11 protein-coding genes are annotated in these 18,565 nt (G+C 48.1%); 6 read left to right on the forward strand and 5 right to left on the reverse strand.

Translation table 11 applies throughout. The features are described 5' to 3' along the window. The first annotated feature begins 269 nt into the window (after positions 1-269). The 3 genes from NST33_RS05765 (at position 270) to NST33_RS05775 (ending at position 7,940) form a co-directional block, all read left to right on the forward strand. Positions 270-3,254 (forward strand): glycoside hydrolase family 9 protein, encoded by a 2,985-nt coding sequence (locus NST33_RS05765; RefSeq protein WP_339308623.1) that lies wholly within the window; start codon positions 270-272, stop codon positions 3,252-3,254. Between the two features lie 88 nt (positions 3,255-3,342). After that, a complete protein-coding gene (locus NST33_RS05770) occupies positions 3,343-6,618 on the forward strand; it encodes a glycoside hydrolase family 48 protein (protein WP_339307200.1) in 3,276 nt (1,091 codons plus the stop codon). 527 nt (positions 6,619-7,145) lie between these two features. Further along, positions 7,146-7,940 (forward strand): SH3 domain-containing C40 family peptidase, encoded by a 795-nt coding sequence (locus NST33_RS05775; protein ID WP_221819036.1) that lies wholly within the window; start codon positions 7,146-7,148, stop codon positions 7,938-7,940. 120 nt (positions 7,941-8,060) lie between these two features. Here the strand turns inward: NST33_RS05775 and NST33_RS05780 are convergent, their stop codons facing one another. Then, entirely contained in the window at positions 8,061-8,969 is a 909-nt protein-coding gene (locus NST33_RS05780) for an ArsR family transcriptional regulator (protein WP_221819037.1), read from the reverse strand. 179 nt (positions 8,970-9,148) lie between these two features. Between NST33_RS05780 and NST33_RS05785 the strand changes: the two genes are divergently transcribed. Continuing rightward, on the forward strand, positions 9,149-10,654 hold the full coding sequence (locus NST33_RS05785) for an alpha-N-arabinofuranosidase (protein ID WP_221819038.1): 1,506 nt from the start codon (positions 9,149-9,151) through the stop codon (positions 10,652-10,654). A 151-nt stretch (positions 10,655-10,805) separates the two neighbouring features. On the opposite strand, the gene NST33_RS05790 is transcribed toward NST33_RS05785, so the two are convergent. Next, a complete protein-coding gene (locus NST33_RS05790) occupies positions 10,806-11,564 on the reverse strand; it encodes an MBL fold metallo-hydrolase (protein WP_221819039.1) in 759 nt (252 codons plus the stop codon). 129 nt (positions 11,565-11,693) lie between these two features. On the opposite strand from NST33_RS05790, the gene NST33_RS05795 reads away from it, so the two are divergent. Next, the gene (locus tag NST33_RS05795; protein ID WP_221819040.1) at positions 11,694-12,125 is read left to right on the forward strand and encodes an Lrp/AsnC family transcriptional regulator; all 432 of its coding nucleotides are present in this window, start codon (positions 11,694-11,696) and stop codon (positions 12,123-12,125) included. Between the two features lie 34 nt (positions 12,126-12,159). Here the strand turns inward: NST33_RS05795 and NST33_RS05800 are convergent, their stop codons facing one another. From NST33_RS05800 to NST33_RS05810, 3 genes are all read right to left on the reverse strand, one after another. Continuing rightward, complete coding sequence (locus tag NST33_RS05800; RefSeq protein WP_221819041.1) at positions 12,160-12,660, reverse strand: hypothetical protein; 501 nt, start codon at positions 12,658-12,660, stop codon at positions 12,160-12,162. A 104-nt stretch (positions 12,661-12,764) separates the two neighbouring features. After that, complete coding sequence (locus tag NST33_RS05805) at positions 12,765-14,582, reverse strand: ABC transporter ATP-binding protein (protein ID WP_221819042.1); 1,818 nt, start codon at positions 14,580-14,582, stop codon at positions 12,765-12,767. Next, positions 14,575-16,317, reverse strand: coding sequence for an ABC transporter ATP-binding protein (locus tag NST33_RS05810; RefSeq protein WP_221819043.1), 1,743 nt, complete (start codon positions 16,315-16,317; stop codon positions 14,575-14,577). Before NST33_RS05810 ends, NST33_RS05805 begins: the two co-directional genes overlap by 8 nt. A gap of 361 nt (positions 16,318-16,678) precedes the next feature. Between NST33_RS05810 and NST33_RS05815 the strand changes: the two genes are divergently transcribed. After that, positions 16,679-17,602, forward strand: a complete 924-nt coding sequence (locus NST33_RS05815; protein ID WP_339307206.1) for an S-layer homology domain-containing protein — start codon at positions 16,679-16,681, stop codon at positions 17,600-17,602. The last annotated feature ends 963 nt before the right edge of the window (positions 17,603-18,565 follow it).

Raw genomic sequence — 18,565 nt, forward strand, 5'->3', positions numbered from 1 at the left:
TACTGTTGATGATAACAACGGCGAGAAGCTGTTTCTCTAACGCACATATGCGTCAGAGGAACAGCTTTTTTTGTCGCATGACGCAGAGCAGGTCACAACAATGTTATTTCAGAAGTCACCAACGCTTATATAGCAAGTGAAACAAACGGCTATAATGGTAATTAATGGTGGAACTTACACTGAAATACACCATGGGGAGGAGCGATATAAACTTGCAGTCCAGAGTAATGCATACGGAATATTGATGAAGAGGAGATGAATAGTTGAACATGAAGGGGAGCTGGTGGAGACGAGTCGCTATGATCGCGTTATCGGCAGGACTACTGGCAGGGAGTTTATCGATGGGCACAGGAATTCGTAAGGCGGATGCGGCCGCTGGAGATCAGAACTATGCTGAAGCACTGCAAAAGGCCATTTACTTCTATGAGGCACAGCGTTCGGGTCCGTTGCCAGCCAGTAATCGGGTCGAATGGCGTGGTAATTCGGGCATGCAGGATGGGGCTAATGTAGGCGTTGATCTGACCGGGGGATGGTATGATGCCGGAGATCACGTGAAGTTTGGCTTTCCGATGGCTGCTTCCGCAACGATGCTCGCCTGGTCTGTCGTGGAATACGGCGACGGTTATGAACAGGCTGGACAACTGGAGGAGATCAAGGATAACATCCGATGGGCGACCGACTATTTTATGAAAGTGCATACGAAACCTAATGAATTATGGGGACAAGTCGGAGCCGGGAATACCGACCATGCCTGGTGGGGACCGGCAGAAGTCATGCAGATGAACCGTCCTTCGTTCAAGATCGATGCTACATGCCCAGGCAGTGATCTGGCGGCAGAAACGGCTGCAGCACTGGCAGCGTCTTCGATTGTATTTGCAGATGATGATCCGGCATATTCGGCCAGACTGCTCCAACATGCGAAAGAGCTGTACAACTTCGCAGACACATATCGGGGGGAATACACCGATTGTATCACGGATGCCGCAGCGTTTTATAACTCGTGGACAGGATACGAAGACGAGCTGGCATGGGGCGGAGCATGGCTTTACTTAGCTACTAATGATAGCGCTTACTTGTCCAAAGCCATTGCAGCTACGGACCGGTGGTCTTCTAGCGGCGGCTCAGCCAATTGGCCGTATACCTGGACACAGGGCTGGGATAGTAAACATTATGGTGCCCAGATCCTGCTTGCCCGAATTACGTCCAGTTTGAACATGCCGGAGGCAACGAGATTTATTCAGTCCACCGAGCGTAATCTGGATTATTGGACGGTTGGAGTCAACGGGACACGAGTCAAGTATACGCCAGGAGGTCTGGCATGGCTGGATCAGTGGGGCTCGCTCCGATATGCAGCGAATGCATCCTTTATTTCTTTTATATACTCCGACTGGGTCAGTGATCCAGTGAAAAAGTCAAGATATCAGGATTTTGCTGTCTCACAGATGAATTATATTCTGGGCGATAATCCGCGTCAGAGCAGTTATGTGGTCGGATATGGGCAAAATGCACCTCAACATCCGCATCATCGGACCGCTCACGGTTCATGGCTGAATAATGAAGATATCCCGGCTAACCATCGCCACATTCTGTATGGTGCCATGGTCGGTGGACCGGATGCATCGGATGGATATACCGATGATATCGGGGATTATGTGAGTAATGAGGTCGCAACCGATTACAATGCTGGTTTTACCGGCGCACTGGCAAAGATGAATTTGCTATTTGGTCAGAATCATCAGCCCCTTGCGAACTTTCCTGCACCTGAGGTGAAGGGAGATGAGTTCTATGTGGAGGCTGCGATCAAATCATCAGGTGCCAATTATACGGAAATCAGAGCACAGCTTAATAATCGTTCCGCTTGGCCTGCCCGAATGGGAGATCAACTGTCCTTTAAGTATTTCCTGGATTTGAGTGAAGTGTATGCTGCCGGACGTACGGTATCGGACGTGCAAGTGACAGCCTCCTATACGGAGGGGGCGACGGTATCCCAACCAGTTGTGGTGAATGCAGCCCAGCATATCTATGCCATTACGGCAAACTTCGGTAATACCAAGATCTATCCAGGCGGGGAAGGAAATTATCGTAAAGAAGTACAGTTCCGCATTACAGGCCCACAGGGTGCATGGAATGCCAGCAATGACCATTCGTTCCAGACACTGACCACAGGAACTCCTGTGAAGAGTATATACCTTCCAGTCTATGATGCAGGGGTGAAGGTGTATGGACAGGAGCCTGGTGTTACACCAGTCACGGTTCCAGGCGCACCTGCTGGCGTGCAGGCTGTAGCGGGAAGCAGTCAGGTTAACCTGACTTGGGCTGCTGTATCCGGGGCCGAATCGTATACGGTGAAGCGTTCCGAGGTGAGTGGAGGACCATATACAACTGTTGCGACGGGTGTTAATGGATTGACCTACACAAACACGGGACTGACCAACGGGACAGCTTATTATTATGTAGTGACTGCTGTGAATTCAGCAGGGGAATCATCGGGTTCTGTACAGGTGTCGGCTACCCCGCAAGCAGTACCGGGAGCGCTGACTTTAAGTGGGACAGCTGGTAATGCGCAGTCGGTCCTGACTTGGACAGCAGCCTCGGGCGCTACTAGCTATAAGGTACAACGTTCGGTGGTAGGCGGAACATATGCAGATGTGGCAACCGGTTTGTCCGTGTTGACGTACACCGATACAACAGCGCTGAATGGCACCACGTACAATTACCGGATTGCAGCTGTGAATGCGAACGGACAGACACTGTCCAATGTCTTGGCACTGACACCTTCTGCACCTCCGGTGACGACCGGTACACTCGAAGTGCAGTACCGCAGCGGAGGGTCCGGGAATTCAAGTAATGCGGTGACTCCGCAGTTCAACGTGAAGAATACCGGAACACAGGCGATTGATCTCAGTACCGTGAAGATCCGATATTATTTCACCAAGGATGGTGCGGATCAAATGACCTTCTGGTGTGATTATGCCGAGATGGGCACGGCCAATGTTGAAGGTACATTTGTCGCAGTGAATCCGGCGAAGGGTACCGCAGATACGTATCTGGAGATTAGCTTCAAGTCGGGAGCAGGCAGTTTGTCCGCTGGAGCAGAGACCGGCGTGATTCAAGCACGCTTTTCCAAAAATAACTGGAGCAATTTCGATCTAAGTAATGATTATTCTTATGATGCTTCCAAGACGGATTTTGCCGCATGGAACAAGGTAACCGCGTATCAGGGAAACACCAAAGTATGGGGCTTGGAACCGTAACTGGCTGAATGTCAGAAGCAGAAGAGCAGCATGGACAGACCAACAGCGTTTATATTCAATTTCCACTATTCCAGGGAGGTATATATTAATGTTGAAATCAGCTGCGAAAAAAAGTTTAACAGCCATGCTGGCGGGAACCGTCATGTTGACCGGATACACCGGACTCTGGGCAGGGCCGCAGACGGCACATGCCGCAGATCAGGCCATCGAGATTCAGGCAGACGGCATTAATGAAGCCCGGTTTTTGCAATTGTATGATCAGTTGAAAGATCCGGCGAACGGATATTTTTCGCCAGAGGGTCTACCGTATCATGCCATTGAGACCCTGCTGAGTGAGGCGCCGGATTATGGTCATATGACGACGTCAGAGGCATACAGTTACTGGCTGTGGTTGGAAACCATGTATGGTCACTACACGGGAGACTGGTCCCAACTGGAAGCAGCTTGGGACAGTATGGAGAAATACATTATCCCGGTCAACGAAGGTGACGGCAAGGAAGAACAGCCTACGATGAGCTCGTACAATCCGAACAGCCCTGCTACGTATGCAGCGGAAAAACCTTTTCCTGATCAATATCCATCGCCACTTAATGGTCAATATGCAGCGGGTAAAGACCCGATTGATGCCGAACTTAAGGCGACCTATGGTGACAATCAGACTTATCTCATGCACTGGCTGGTCGATGTGGATGACTGGTATGGATATGGAAACCTGTTGAATCCATCACATACGGCTACCTATGTGAACACGTTCCAGCGTGGGGAGCAGGAGTCTGTGTGGGAAGCCATTCCGCATCCATCCCAGGATGATAAATCTTTTGGTAAGGCAAACGAAGGTTTCATGAGCTTGTTCACAAAGGAAACTCAGGTACCGTCAGCGCAATGGCGTTATACAAACGCAACGGATGCGGATGCACGTGCAGTACAGGTGCTGTATTGGGCGAAGGAGATGGGATACAACAATCCGGAATATCTGGATAAAGCGAAGAAGATGGGGGACTATCTGCGCTATGGTATGTATGATAAATACTTCCAGAAAATTGGGAGTGCAAAGAGCGGTACACCAACTCCGGGTACAGGCAAGGATTCCAACATGTATCTCATGGCTTGGTATACGTCTTGGGGAGGTGGCTTGGGTCAAGGTGGGGATTGGGCTTGGCGCATTGGAGCGAGCCATACCCATCAGGCTTATCAAAACCCGGTTGCAGCGTATGCTTTGTCTGATCCGGCTGGCGGCTTGATTCCGGAATCAGCAACAGCGAAGGCAGATTGGAATGCTACGCTGAAACGTCAGTTGGAATTCTACACTTGGCTACAATCCCATGAAGGAGCTATCGGCGGGGGAGCAACCAACAGTCTGGATGGTTCATACAAAGCCTATCCGGCAGGCGTAAGTACATTCTATGACATGGCTTATCAGGAGGCACCTGTATATCGTGATCCGGATTCCAACACCTGGTTTGGATTCCAGGCATGGCCGCTGGAGCGTGTAGCCGAGATGTACTATATTCTTGCGGAGAGCGGGGACTTGACCTCTGAGAACTTCCAGATGGCCAAGAAGGTAATCACGAAGTGGATCGACTGGAGTAAGGATTATGTATTTGTAGGTGAGCGTCCGGTGACGGATGCGCAGGGCTATTATCTGAATGCGGCTGGACAGCGCATTTTGGGTGGAACTAATGTTCAGGTAGCAACAACGCCTGCTCCGGGAGAGTTCTGGATTCCGGGTGGTCAGGAATGGCAGGGTCAACCGGACAAATGGAATGGATTCAGTTCGTTTACGGAAAATCCGAACTTCCGTGTAACGACCAAAGATCCAGTGCAGGATACAGGAGTTCTGGGAAGTTACGTTAAAGCTCTGACCTTCTTCGCAGCGGGAACACAGGCAGAGAATGGTACACTTAGCGCGGAAGGCCAAGAAGCCAAGGATTTGGCTGAGGCTTTGCTGGATACAGCTTGGGATTACAATGATGGTGTGGGGATTGTTACGGAAGAAGAACGTAAAGACTACTTCCGCTTCTTCGCGAAAGAGATCTATATCCCGGCAAACTGGTCTGGAACCTTTGGTCAAGGCAATACGATTCCAGGTACAGCAGGTGTACCTTCCGATCCGGCGAAAGGTGGCAATGGCGTATACATTGGATACTCCGATCTGCGTCCGGCCATCAAGCAAGATCCGGCATGGGCTTACCTGGATAACCTGTACAAAACGTCGTATAACACAACCACGAAACAGTGGGAAAACGGTGCACCTACCTTTACGTATCACCGGTTCTGGTCACAGGTGGATATGGCTACAGCGTATGGAGAGTATGATCGTCTGCTCGGTGATACCGATACGCCGGAAGTTGAAGTCCCGGCTGCTCCTGCCGGCGTAACGGCTGCTGGTGGCAGCGAGCAAGTTGTATTGAACTGGAACGCAGCCGCTGGTGCAACGTCATATACGGTGAAACGTGCAGAAGTGAACGGTGGCCCTTATACGACTGTAGCGACAGGAGTCACAGGATCAACATTCACGGACACAGGCTTGACCAACGGCACAACGTATTATTATGTCATCACTGCGGTGAATGCCGTAGGTGAGTCTGCACCGTCGACACAGGCATCTGCAACACCACTCGCAGGTACCGTTGTGCCCGGCGTATTCAACCTTACTGGAACGGCTGGCAATGCCCAGGCGGTACTGACATGGACCGCATCAACTGGAGCAGCGAGTTATAAGGTACAGCGTTCGGTAGGCACCGGGGCATATGCTGATCTGGCAACAGGTTTGACCGCACTGACGTATACCGACGCTACAGCGGTGAATGGTACGGCGTATAATTATAGAGTCGTAGCCATTAATACGAGTGGTCAGACGAATTCAAATGTATTGGTGTTGACCCCATTGGCACCTCCAGTTACAACGGGAACGCTTGAAGTACAATACCGTAATGGTAGTTCAGGAACTTCGGTCAATGCGATTACTCCACAGTTTAATGTGAAGAATACAGGTACAACTGCTGTGGACTTGAGCAAAGTGAAGGTCCGGTATTATTTCACCAAGGATAGTGCAGCTGATCTGAGTTTCTGGTGTGATTATGCACAGATTGGCAGCGGTAATGTGGAAGGACATTTTGTTTCGGTAGATCCGGCCAAGGGCACGGCAGACACCTATCTGGAGATTGGATTCAAACCGGATGCTGGCAGCTTGGCTGCGGGTGCCGAGACCGGAGTCATCCAGGGACGTTTCTCCAAAAACAACTGGACTACTTTTGACCAAACGAACGATTATTCCTTTGATTCCACCAATACGGCCTTCAGTGCCTGGACTAAAGTGACAGCGTATCAGGATGGCGCCAAGGTATGGGGAATTGAACCTTAAATGAGTTGATCAACCAATTGTAGAGTGATGTTACTCATCATACAGGTTAAGCCGGGGAGAAATCCCTGGCTTTTCTTTTTTTATGGAAAAGCAAAAATGAAATACAAAATAATCAAACGGACACTGCTGATAAATCGATCCGTATTGAGGTTGGAGGCAAAAATGTGAATTCGGGGAACGGTAATCGGCAAATGAATCATAGTAATGTTTACCATATTTGCGGTTTTAAACATTAAAATCTAGGTCATATGGCATATGCACTGAATGAGAAACGGCCTAGCTCTTGTATCGAGGAAAAATCAAGCATATCAAATAGTTACAATAATTTAACCTTTCAAAAAGAAGGAATCAGCAGTGAATTTTTCCAGCAATCCATGGACACACCCTGATACTTAGTGCTCAAGTTCGCCTCTATCAATACAGGACTTTCGACTGATGAACGTTATGGATAGCCCGTTTACAATGGGGCAAGCCCGGGAGAACCAAGCCAGGTTAAAATTCTGTAACATCAGGGGGAACTCGACATCATGAACTGGAAAAAAACGATTGTTACGGCAAGTGTCACAGCAACGATGCTGATGGGAAGTCTGACGACAGGAGCACTAACGGCACAGGTATCGGCAGCTGCTGTTAACAATTCACAAGTAAAAGTAATCTGGGGCGTAAACCTACGCACAACACCTTCTTCTTCTGCGAAGATTGTTCGCATGGTCGCTAAAGGGGAAACGGTAACGGTGCTTCAGCAATCCGGTTCGGATTGGTATAAGATTAAGGATTCTGCTAACCGGACAGGCTACATATCTTCTTCATCCAAATACACACAAGCGATTAGTGGCAGCACAAGCGGATCAGGTTCGAATAGTGGTACATCGGTGACCGGTAATGCATCTGTGGAAAAAGTGATTGCGGCGGGAATGAAATATTTGGGAACACCGTATGAGTTCGGAGCCAGTCGTAACAGCACAGCTACTTTTGACTGTTCCAGCTTTGTACGCCAGGCATTCGTCGATGCACTTGGTATCAAACTTCCAGCGGATTCCCGCAAACAGGGAGACTATGTAAAAGCCAAGGGTACAGTTCAGACGAACTGGAAAAACCTGAAACGCGGCGATCTGATGTATTTCATGTCGTATAAAGGCAGCTCTGCATCATCGTATTCGGGCGTGAATAAATCTAGCGCAACCATTACGCACACAGGGATTTATCTGGGCAATGGCAAGGTATTACATACGTATTCCAACGCTGGCGGTGGTGTAACCACTAGTGATATCTCCGGCAAACACTGGGAGTATCGCTTCCTGTTTGGTGGCAGTGCGCTGTAGGTTAGAACAAGAACCTTCTTAAATAATCCACGCATGTTCATATGCATACAAAACACCTCCCATTCTGCCTTTGACAGGCGACTGGGAGGTGTTTTGGTGTTGTTTATTATTTTGAAGAACTCAATCGTGATAGTACAGTCGGAACAGGATATCCTGATTGTAGTTGCCAAATCCCTCGCCATATAAGGTAAGCCCGCCTACATGCTGAGCATCTTCCTCCACCGAAAGACGAAGAGTCCATTGGTTGCGTTCGACCGGGATATCTGCGAGTGTAATGTCGGATAGATGTTGTCCATCGATAAACGTACCTTCATTCGTAATTCGCAGCACCTTGAGCATGCCATATTGATTGATACTGTCACTCCACCATTCCGGGGTGAACATGCCGCGTCCGTTGCCTGAATCTCCAGGGCTTGTCCATTCCCCCAATCGAATGCCATTAAGCATAAATGTAATATCCGAGGGCCAATTCGGATTCACCGAAGGGGCTTCTGATCCAATCTCCAGAGATAATTCAATGGCATTGATCTGCTGTCCGGATAAGATATAGTTTGGGATTTTGTACTCCACAAATCCACGGCCAAACCACAGAATATGAGCATGCATCCGCTCAGGGTCGAGAAAATAACGAGGATCATCATACTGTCCGATAACATGATTGGATGTAGCCAGACCACATGTCGGATAGACGTCAAAGTGAGTATAGTGTCCCACAGGGACGGAAACCTCGTGAAGCTTGCGGGCTGTCCCGCTTTCCTGCGGCATGGAGATGCCAATCCAGTCTACAGCAAGGCTGTTCATTTTATGTGTGCCGCCGTCTTTACGTATCATTTTGGACTGAATAATGCCCACATCCTGAAGTTTGCGGACATGCATGGTCACGATGGCACTACTCAAACCCAGTGAAGCAGCGAGGTCCTTCACATTCATGGGTGTCTCTGCAACAAGGCGGATGATCTGTAAACGGACTTCACTGGCAAGTGCTTCATATAGGGGTAGCCATTCGGCATCGGTATTTGCTCTGATCACAATTGTTCCTCCAATATATCTGTATAGAATTAAGTTAAACATAAATTCAGTGAAAAGAATAACATTTTGCAAAATTCAGGTTGAAATTAAGGCTATAATCGATTTTAATATAAATATGAACGTTGATCCATAGAATATCAATTAATTTTTATATTAATCTTAGGGAGTTGAAATTCATTATGGAAAAAGCAAAAATGACGGTAGACAAGGATTTTACAATTGGCGTAATTGATAAGCGCTTGTACGGATCATTTATTGAGCATCTGGGACGTGCCGTGTATGGTGGAATATATGAGCCGGGACACCCATCTGCGAACGAACAGGGTTTTCGCACGGATGTGCTGGAGATGGTCAAGGAGTTGAATGTACCGATTGTACGTTATCCTGGGGGTAACTTTGTATCCGGTTACAATTGGGAAGATACAGTAGGACCTGTGTCTGAGCGCAAACGCAGACTTGAACTGGCTTGGAGAACGATTGAAACCAATGAATTTGGCTTCAACGAATTCGTGGATTGGGCGAAACAGGCCAATTCCGAAGTGATGATGGCGGTCAATCTGGGAACACGGGGTACGGATGCAGCTCGTAATATTGTGGAATACAGCAACCATCCGGAAGGTTCGTATTATAGTGATCTTCGCATCAAGCATGGTTATAAAGAGCCTCATGCGATCAAAACATGGTGTCTGGGCAACGAGATGGATGGCCCTTGGCAGATTGGTCACAAAACGGCAGAAGAGTATGGACGGTTAGCTGTGGAAGCGGCAAAAGTCATGAAGTGGACAGATCCGACGATTGAACTGGTAGCCTGTGGAAGTTCAAACCTGAATATGCCATCCTTCCCGGAATGGGAAGCAACGGTGCTGGATCATACGTATGATCACGTGGAGTATCTGTCATTGCATCAATACTACGGCAATCAAGAGCAAGATACGCCAACGTTCCTGGCACGCTCGCTTGAAATGGATCGTTTTATCGATACCGTGAAGGCAACTTGTGATTATATCAAAGCGAAGAAGCGCAGCAAAAAGACGATGTATCTGTCCTTTGACGAGTGGAATGTATGGTATCACTCCAATGAAAATGATTCGAAGATGGACCCATGGCAGATTGCTCCGCCACAGCTTGAGGATATCTACAATCATGAGGATGCACTGCTTGTTGGTTGTATGTTGATCAGTATGCTCAAACATGCGGATCGGGTTAAAATGGCCTGTCTGGCACAACTCGTTAACGTGATTGCGCCGATCATGACAGATACGGGTGGTGGTTCATGGAGACAGACAATCTTTTATCCATTCATGCATACGTCCCTCTTCGGACGTGGAACAGCATTGGTGCCATTGATCCAGTCTCCAAAATACGATACAAAACAAATCACAGATGTACCTTATCTGGAAGCTATTGCAGTGCATAACGAAGAGCAGGGTGAAGTGACTGTATTTGCAGTCAACCGCCATCTGGAAGAATCCCTTCCGCTCGAGGTGGACCTGCGCAGCTTCGGGAAGTGTACCGTGATCGAGCATATCGTGCTGGAAAGTGATGATCTCAAAGCATCTAATACGGCAGCACAACCAAACCGCGTTGCTCCTCATAATCGCGGGGGTGCAGTTGTATCCGAGACCCTGATTACGGCGAGCTTGGCAAAAGCATCATGGAACGTAATCCGTTTGAAAGTCCAGTAAGGGATAGCATAAAGGCACGGGACACGTGAGAGCGCAATGGCAGACATGATGCTCGAGAAGGAAGCCAGCGGTTCAGCGTGTTCCTTCAATCAAAAAAGCTGGGTGCGAGTTCATCGCATCCAGCTTTTTTCGTCACGTGCTACGGTCTCACTTACGCTTTAAACTCAAAACTTTCGCCGTCACGTGGAATGAGCACCTGACCATCCAACTGCTCGGATGCCAGATAAGTCGCAAGGTCCGTGCGAGACACCACACAATGGTTAATTGCATCCATGTGCACAGCGATGACATGAGCAGATGGTGCATGGCGCTTCACGGCTGCAACGTCTGGCCCGTCCATTGTAATGGGATCACCCTCTACGAAGCGAGCTCCTCCGGCGTTTAGGACAATGACTTCAGGGCTATATTGGCGAATAGCCTCGGCGGGTTCTTCACACCAGATGGTATCCCCGGCAATGTACGTGACAGGTTCTCCATTTGCTTCGAGTACAAAACCGGACACCTTGCCCATACGTTCGCCGATTTCACCCGTACCATGACGCCCGGAAGTACGTGCGAATCGGACAGAATGATGCTCATGTTTTTCATCTATAGCGGTTACATCCGTGAATCCAGCCTCCAGAAATACGTTCTCGTCCCCAGGTTGGCAGATCAGCGGGATGTCCTTGCGAAATTGCTTCGCTGCTGCTTCATCCCAGTGGTCCAGATGGGTGTGTGTGACAATCAACAGATCCGGATTCAGATAATCCGTTTCGATTTCAGGCAGACCGACTCTCGGGTTACGCAGCTCATTCGGTGTGTTTGGAAATGCAGGCATGACTTCAGCGTCCATCAACATCGGATCAACGAGGATATTCAGCCCTCCGAATTTCAGCCAGAGTGTAGCATGGCGAATCAATTGAATTTTCATTATATTTGCACTCCTTCAGGTTGTTTAATAGTATTACCCTTATGGTATACAACCCGTTTAACGGCGTACATAACATGATGAATGGAATTAGGCCACACTAATTTCACGGTGAAAGGATTGCTGAAGCTAATGAATGAAACGATAGATCACACAGATATACGCATTCTGCAGATCCTGATCCGGGATGCCAAGCGTTCTCATAAAGAAATTGGTGAAGAGGTGCATCTTACAGGGCAGGCTGTTGGTGCAAGGGTGCGTAAGTTGCAAGATCTGGGTGTAATCGAAGGGTACACGGTAAAATGGAACCCCGAACGTATAGGCCTCGGCCTACAGGCTTTTGTCACGGTTTTTCTGAACTCCGGCGACAGACATACCGCCTTTCGTGCATTTATTGCCGAACGTGAGGACATCGTTGAAGTCCACCGTGTGAGCGGGGAAGGCTGTTATCTGATGAGAGCGCAGACCGGCACCACAGAGCAGCTTGGTCAACTGCTGGAAGCATTACTTCCTTACGGCAATTACAAAGTTAGCCTGTCCATAGGTGTAGAGAAATCACAGTGATGTGTGGGAAGCTTGTCCTCATCCATCCCGATGCTCAACGATCCTGCTGCTGTTCCTGTAAAGCCTGCTGAAGCAAAGTCACTGCCTGATTCAGCTCTTTTTTGCTGAGCAGGTGATCGGTCTGAACGTGAGATCGCGTGCCGTCCTTCAGGTACAGGACGAACATGGGTGAGGTGGATAGTAGCCACTTACTACGGGCGGGTGAGGCGAGTTCAACTTTGCGAATCTGGCTCCAAGGAATCTTCCGTTTGCCCGTGCTCAACGCATCATCATCCCAAGACAACAAAACAGTGGGAGTTCTGGTTAGTCGAGACAGGAACATGAAGAACAATGGACCGATCAACCACATACCCAGCACGGCTGCAATGGAATAGTATATCGTCTCCAGTCTTTCGGCTTGTCCGTCCACGATGATCCATAATAAGCTCACGCACAAGAGAAGGAACAGGAAGCATAAACTTCCTTTCCATAGAGCTGTGCTGCGTTGGTAACGAATCTGCTGATGGTCACGCTTGGGTGTTTCGGGTTGTTGCATAGATGTTCCTCCTAATTAACTATGCTGATCGATATGCCAAACGTGCCGCCTGCATAAGCAGAGCGGCATGTTCAACGTTCTCTATCTACTATAACTCAGGTTCATTACCCTGATATAGCTGAATTTTTACCTGCATCACGCGCATGGGTGTACAAGTCTGCATATACACCTTTGGCTGCGATTAGTTCCTGGTGCGGTCCTTCCTCCACAATCTCACCATTCTCCATCACCAGAATTCGATCAGCATGCATCACAGTGGACAGACGATGAGCAATGACAATGGTGGTGCGTCCCTGGGATACCGATTCCAGCGCCTGCTGCACAAGCTGTTCGGTGTGTGAGTCCAGATTGGCGGTTGCCTCATCCAGGATGAGCACTCGGGGCTGAAATACCACAATCCGGGCAAATGAGATCAACTGCCGCTCCCCGGCGGACAGTCCGCTTCCGCGTTCGGATAGATGCGTATCATATCCTTGAGGCAAACGTGAAATCATCGCATGTGCTCCGACAAATCGGCAGGCCTCAATTGCCTGCTCTCGCGTAATATCCTCACGAAACATCCTCACATTATCAATAATGGAACCGGAGAACAGGAAGGGTTCCTGTTGAATCAGACCGACGATCCGATGAAGCTTAGCCTGCGGCAGATGCCGGATATCGGTACCATCAATCTCGATACTGCCCTTGTCTACATCATAGAAGCGATTGAGCAGGGAGATCAGGGTGCTTTTGCCAGCGCCTGTTGTGCCCACAATACCTACCATTTCACCCGGATAGAGGTGCAGGTTCATCTGCTGAATCAAGGGCCGGTCAGCCAGATAACCAAACGACACATCATTAAAATCAATCTGGCCCATCACATTTTGTGGTTCAAGCGAGGAGGCCATCCCGGGTTTGGGATCAGCAACTTCAGGCCGTGTATTCAGAATGTTCCAGATGCGATCCATCGAAACGGTCGTGGACTGGAATGTATTCCATTGCATCGTAATCTGGTTAATCGGTTGAAAGAACTGACGGATATAGCTGATAAATGCATACAATACCCCGACTTGCAGGGACTCACCCAGTACGGCGCGACCTCCAAGCCAGACCATCATGACCAGTGCCGCATTGCCAAGGATATCAAACGTTCGGTTGAAGATGACATTGGAGCGGGCTTGCGCAATGTTGGCTTTCAGATGAAGTGCGTTCTGTTCCGAGAAACGTTTCTTCTGTTCTTCTTCCTGGTGAAAAGCCTGAATCAGGAACATGCCGGACAGGTTCTCTGCTGTAAATGCGATCAAACGGGAAAGCCGGGTACGCGCATTTTGATAAGCTTTCCGCAGTCGACTACGGAATAATACAGCCACCACCGCAATGACAGGCAGAACGATCAGGGAGTATGTCGCCAGCACAGGATCAAGTTGGAACATAAAGACGATAATGAGCACCAGCATCATACCATCCCGAATCAGACTGAGCAGTACTTGAGTGAAAAAGCTGCTGATGGTCTCCGTATCACTGGATACGTTTGTAACCAGACTGCCGATATGAAAACGGTCAAAGAAGGACATGGACATTTTGGAGATATGCTTGAACAGGTCCTTTCTGATCCGGGATACAATGTTCTGTCCTACGTGCTGCAACAGATTATTCTGGATATAGGTAAAAATAAAACTGATGACAGCCAGCCCAAGAAAGATGGCTGCGAGCTGAACGAGAAAGCCCACACTGGTCTGGCCCACGGCCAGATGATCATCGATGGCGATCTTCACCAGATAGGGTTGTAACAAATCTGCCGATATGCCAAGCAGTGAACAGAAGAAGATACCGGCAAAAGCCCATTTATGCGGTTTGGCGTATGCCATCATGGCCTTAAACGAAGTTCGTTTACTCTGATCGGCCTCTGCATCTGGGTGAAGTTCAGCGTTAGCTTTAGACATGATGTAATCCCTCCTCCTGCAAACGGTAGGTGGCCGCATATAATCCCTTGGCAGCCATCAGCTGAGCATGTGTTCCCTGTTCAGCAACTCGCCCTTCATCCAGAACGATAATATCGTCCGCATGACGGACTGCGCTGATGCGGTGAGAGATGATTAATGTAGTCTTGCCCTTGCCGATCTCGCGCAAACTGCGCAGAATACCACTCTCCGTGACGGCATCAACCGCGCTCATACTGTCATCCAGAATAAGTAACTGTGCTTGTTTGATCAGTCCTCTTGCAAGGCTGGTTCGCTGACGTTGTCCACCAGACAAGGTGAGTCCACGTTCGCCAAGCAGTGTATCGAAGCGATCAGGAAAACGGACAATATTGTCATAGATCATGGCTTGCCGTGCACTATGTTCCACCGTATCCAGCGATACTTCCCGGTCGCTGAATGCGATGTTATCCCGGATGGTGGTACTAAACAGGAATCCATCCTGAGGGACATAGGCGATGCGCGTTCTTAGACTTTCCAGCGACAGCTGCCGAATATCGGTACCATTGATGCGAATTGTTCCTTCAGGTGGTTCATATGTACGCAGCAATAGCTTAACGAGGGTACTTTTACCTGAGCCGGTCTTGCCTACAATACCGACCGTTCGCCCGGCACGGATATGGAGTTGAATGTTTTTGAGAGCAGGAGATGAACTGCCTGGATAGGAGAAGGTTAGATTCTCCATGGTGATATCTTGTACGGTTTGGAGCGCTGTGGCTTCAGGGAGTTCACGTACATCCGCTACTTCGCTGAGCAGGTCATTTACCCGCTCCAGTGATGCGCCTGAGCGCTGAACGGTATTAATAACATTGCCGATCTGTTGAAGCGGTCCCATAATAATGCGCAGATATAAGGTTAAGGCGACAAAACTCCCGAGTGTAATAGAATTCTGCATGGTCATAATACCTCCGACAAGAAGGGAAACAACCAATGAGATCGCTCCCAGCAGCGGGAGCAAAGCCTGAAACAGGGAAGACAGGCGGACAAGCCGCAGCTGTTTGCTTTTGATCGCATCGACGGTGGTTCCAAAACGTTCACGGGCACTGTCTTCGATGGCAAATGTCTTGGTTACGCGAATACCACCCAGTTGTTCTTCTGCGGACTCCGTCATGGTCGCAAGGGCCTCTTGTACGTCACGAGAGCGCTTGCGAATTCGCGGACCGAAAAACACGACCAGAAATGGAATCGCCAACAAGGGCACAACACTGATCAGAATGAGCGTCAGTGGAATCCCGCTAAGCAGCATCATGACTATGCAGGATAACAGCAGGAAAGTAGCATTGGTCATAAGCGTTACGCCATTGGATATCGCTTCACGGACGGAAGTCACGTCATTCATGACATAACTGAGCAGCTTTCCGTTTCCCTGTTTGGAGAAATAGTGCTCACTAAGTTCGGAAAACTTACTGAATATACGCTCACGTGTCATGAATTCGAAGCGTCGACCCAGCTTCATAATCATGAATTGCCCGGTACCGAACAGCAGATTATACCCGATGGCAATAGCCAGAAGGGACAGGCTGTACCTTACGACCGTCTGCATCTGAAGAGAGTTCTGCATCAACTGATCCGTGAAGCTGCCGAGTATGCGGGGCAGGGATGCTTGCCCGACATTGGAGGCGATGATCAGAAGAACAGCAACCAGATAAACAGGCCAGTTCGACACAACATAACCGCGAAGTAATCCTTTCTTGGACATAAGCGTTGTTCTCCTTTTGTTATAGGTGAAGTCAGTTCAGGCAGGTGGAGTCAAGAAAAGGGCCGACACCTGTTATTAGCGCGTCGTGCCCTCTTACTGTATGCGATCCAGTTCGTTGTTTATCCGTCATCCGATGGATTTCTCTATTCTTATTTTTGCGCTAATCCGATGGGATGTCAACGAAGCCAGTTAGCAATAGTAGGTGGCCCCGATTAGTGACAGCGGAGAAGAGTTGTATGCCGTGTTCTCGTGTTGTATTCACCAGATGTCGAAATTACTGAAACATTTTCTAGGGATACCCCGTCTGTAGGAATGAAGAGGTAACAAATAGGCTTTACTAAACATATGGAGGTGCCAGGAAATGAAACATAAAAAAGGATTGGCTGCAACACTTGCGCTCTGCGTTTCTTTGACAGCAGGAGGTGCATCGGTATTTGCTTTCACAGATGTGAAGGATGAAGGGCAGAAGTCGGTTGTAGATTCATTGAAATCAAAAGGCATTGTTAACGGAGTAACAGCGGATCTGTTCCGTCCAGATCTTGCATTGTCCGAGCCACAGGGTGTTCAACTGATTGTGAATGCATTTGGTCTGAAAAATGAATTTGCGGAAGCATCCGCTCAGAATAAAATCAGTCCGGACACTTGGTATGCTGACGCTGTTCAAGCCGCTACTCAGAATGGACTGTCCATTCCGGTTGAAGTGAACCCGCAGGGCAAGATGACGCGTGAACTGTTTGTCATTTTGCTACATGAAGGGATTAACACAACCGGGAATTATCCGGTCATCATGAAGTATAATCTTGTTAAGGACGAAAATAAAATCGGTAAGGACGCCATATCTGCAGTCCAGAACCTGCTGAACATGAACATCATTGAACTGGATAAGGACGGTAACTTCCGTCCAGATCAGTCGCTTACCCGTATGGAGGCTGCAAGCATGATCTTCAATGCACTTGAATTTGTGGATAAACACGGCAATGGCGGCTCGGCAGAGCCAGCTCCAACTAATCCAGGTGAAGGCCAACAAGCGATTGTACCTGAAGTAACAATGACCAAGGTTGATGACAAAACAACCAAAGTTAAACTCAGTGCTGAAATGCCACACCCTGGTTATGGATTGAAGATTGATGATGTGAAATTGGAGAAGGATGGACGCGCTATCGTGCTCTACTCCATTATTCAACCTGATCCAGACATGATGTATCCGATGGTTATCACAAATGTGACCGCAGAAACGGATATCCCAACGGGATATACGGCAGAAGCTCAACCTTCTGGTAAGTAAATTCACTGCAAACCATACAAACTAAACGCTGATTAAACGGATATGTATCCTCAAACCCACCTTCCATATATGTATGGAAGGTGGGTTTTTCATTTGAGTTGAAGTGAATTCATCTCAGTCGGGTTACATGACAACTTTTCCTTTGTATGATAATTTAAATTACACTTTATGAAGTTTTATAAATCATTTATGTTATGTTTATTAACATAAATATATAATCTATGAAATATATAATGGGTATTTGTTAAGGTTATATAGCTAAATTGTGTTATCGTAGCGGCTTACATTATGGTCTTTTTCCAAATAACTCACCGGACCCAGTTTACAAGCCTTGTGCAAAATCTACATATACGACTCGATATTCCCAGTGTTTACAGGCATTTATGTATCCTATAGGCAAAGATAAAAACAACATATATACGAAAGAGGGAGGAGAATTATAGAATAAGGGCAAGCCAATTACAGGCATGTAATATGCGATAGGTATATGGAAGATAATATTACACTTCGATTTAACATTTAAGTGGCTTTCCCTGCAGTATGATGCGTTTAGACATGAACACCCTGGTCAGGTAAGTATGTGGGTTTTGACTTTGAGGCCTGTTTTCTAACCTCCGTTTAGATCCAACATCTTTCCAAGTTCGTAGGACACAACTCCAAATGACATCTAAAGGAGGGATAAGGGTCAAATTCTACATGTTTTACTTCCCAAAAATGACAATGACAAGCTGATAACAAAAGTGTAAACCCCCGTTATAACAGTATATTCCGTGATTTTAAGAGTGAAGATAGAAATGGCATATTTACGAATTAGAGAATGATCCATAAACTCAGTATGTAAGCGTTACCAAATAGGAAGGGGAACAGAGTTGCTCGTCATGGAAACGGTTCGGAAATCCTTCCTTATATTTAAACAGGTGTGCTGGGCTCTTCCTCACAAACGGCCGGATTTTCATTATAAAA

This window comes from Paenibacillus sp. FSL L8-0435, from assembly GCF_037965655.1.
In the GTDB taxonomy this organism is placed as follows: Bacteria; Bacillota; Bacilli; order Paenibacillales; family Paenibacillaceae; genus Paenibacillus.

What these genes read in the sequence shown, in the direction of transcription:
- NST33_RS05765 (WP_339308623.1), top strand. Translation starts at nt 270, where the DNA reads ATGAAGGGGAGCTGGTGGAGACGAGTCGCTATGATCGCGTTATCGGCA.
- NST33_RS05770 (WP_339307200.1), top strand. Translation starts at nt 3,343, where the DNA reads ATGTTGAAATCAGCTGCGAAAAAAAGTTTAACAGCCATGCTGGCGGGA.
- NST33_RS05775 (WP_221819036.1), top strand. Translation starts at nt 7,146, where the DNA reads ATGAACTGGAAAAAAACGATTGTTACGGCAAGTGTCACAGCAACGATG.
- NST33_RS05785 (WP_221819038.1), top strand. Translation starts at nt 9,149, where the DNA reads ATGGAAAAAGCAAAAATGACGGTAGACAAGGATTTTACAATTGGCGTA.
- NST33_RS05790 (WP_221819039.1), bottom strand. Translation starts at nt 11,564, where the DNA reads ATGAAAATTCAATTGATTCGCCATGCTACACTCTGGCTGAAATTCGGA.
- NST33_RS05795 (WP_221819040.1), top strand. Translation starts at nt 11,694, where the DNA reads ATGAATGAAACGATAGATCACACAGATATACGCATTCTGCAGATCCTG.
- NST33_RS05800 (WP_221819041.1), bottom strand. Translation starts at nt 12,660, where the DNA reads ATGCAACAACCCGAAACACCCAAGCGTGACCATCAGCAGATTCGTTAC.
- NST33_RS05805 (WP_221819042.1), bottom strand. Translation starts at nt 14,582, where the DNA reads ATGTCTAAAGCTAACGCTGAACTTCACCCAGATGCAGAGGCCGATCAG.
- NST33_RS05810 (WP_221819043.1), bottom strand. Translation starts at nt 16,317, where the DNA reads ATGTCCAAGAAAGGATTACTTCGCGGTTATGTTGTGTCGAACTGGCCT.
- NST33_RS05815 (WP_339307206.1), top strand. Translation starts at nt 16,679, where the DNA reads ATGAAACATAAAAAAGGATTGGCTGCAACACTTGCGCTCTGCGTTTCT.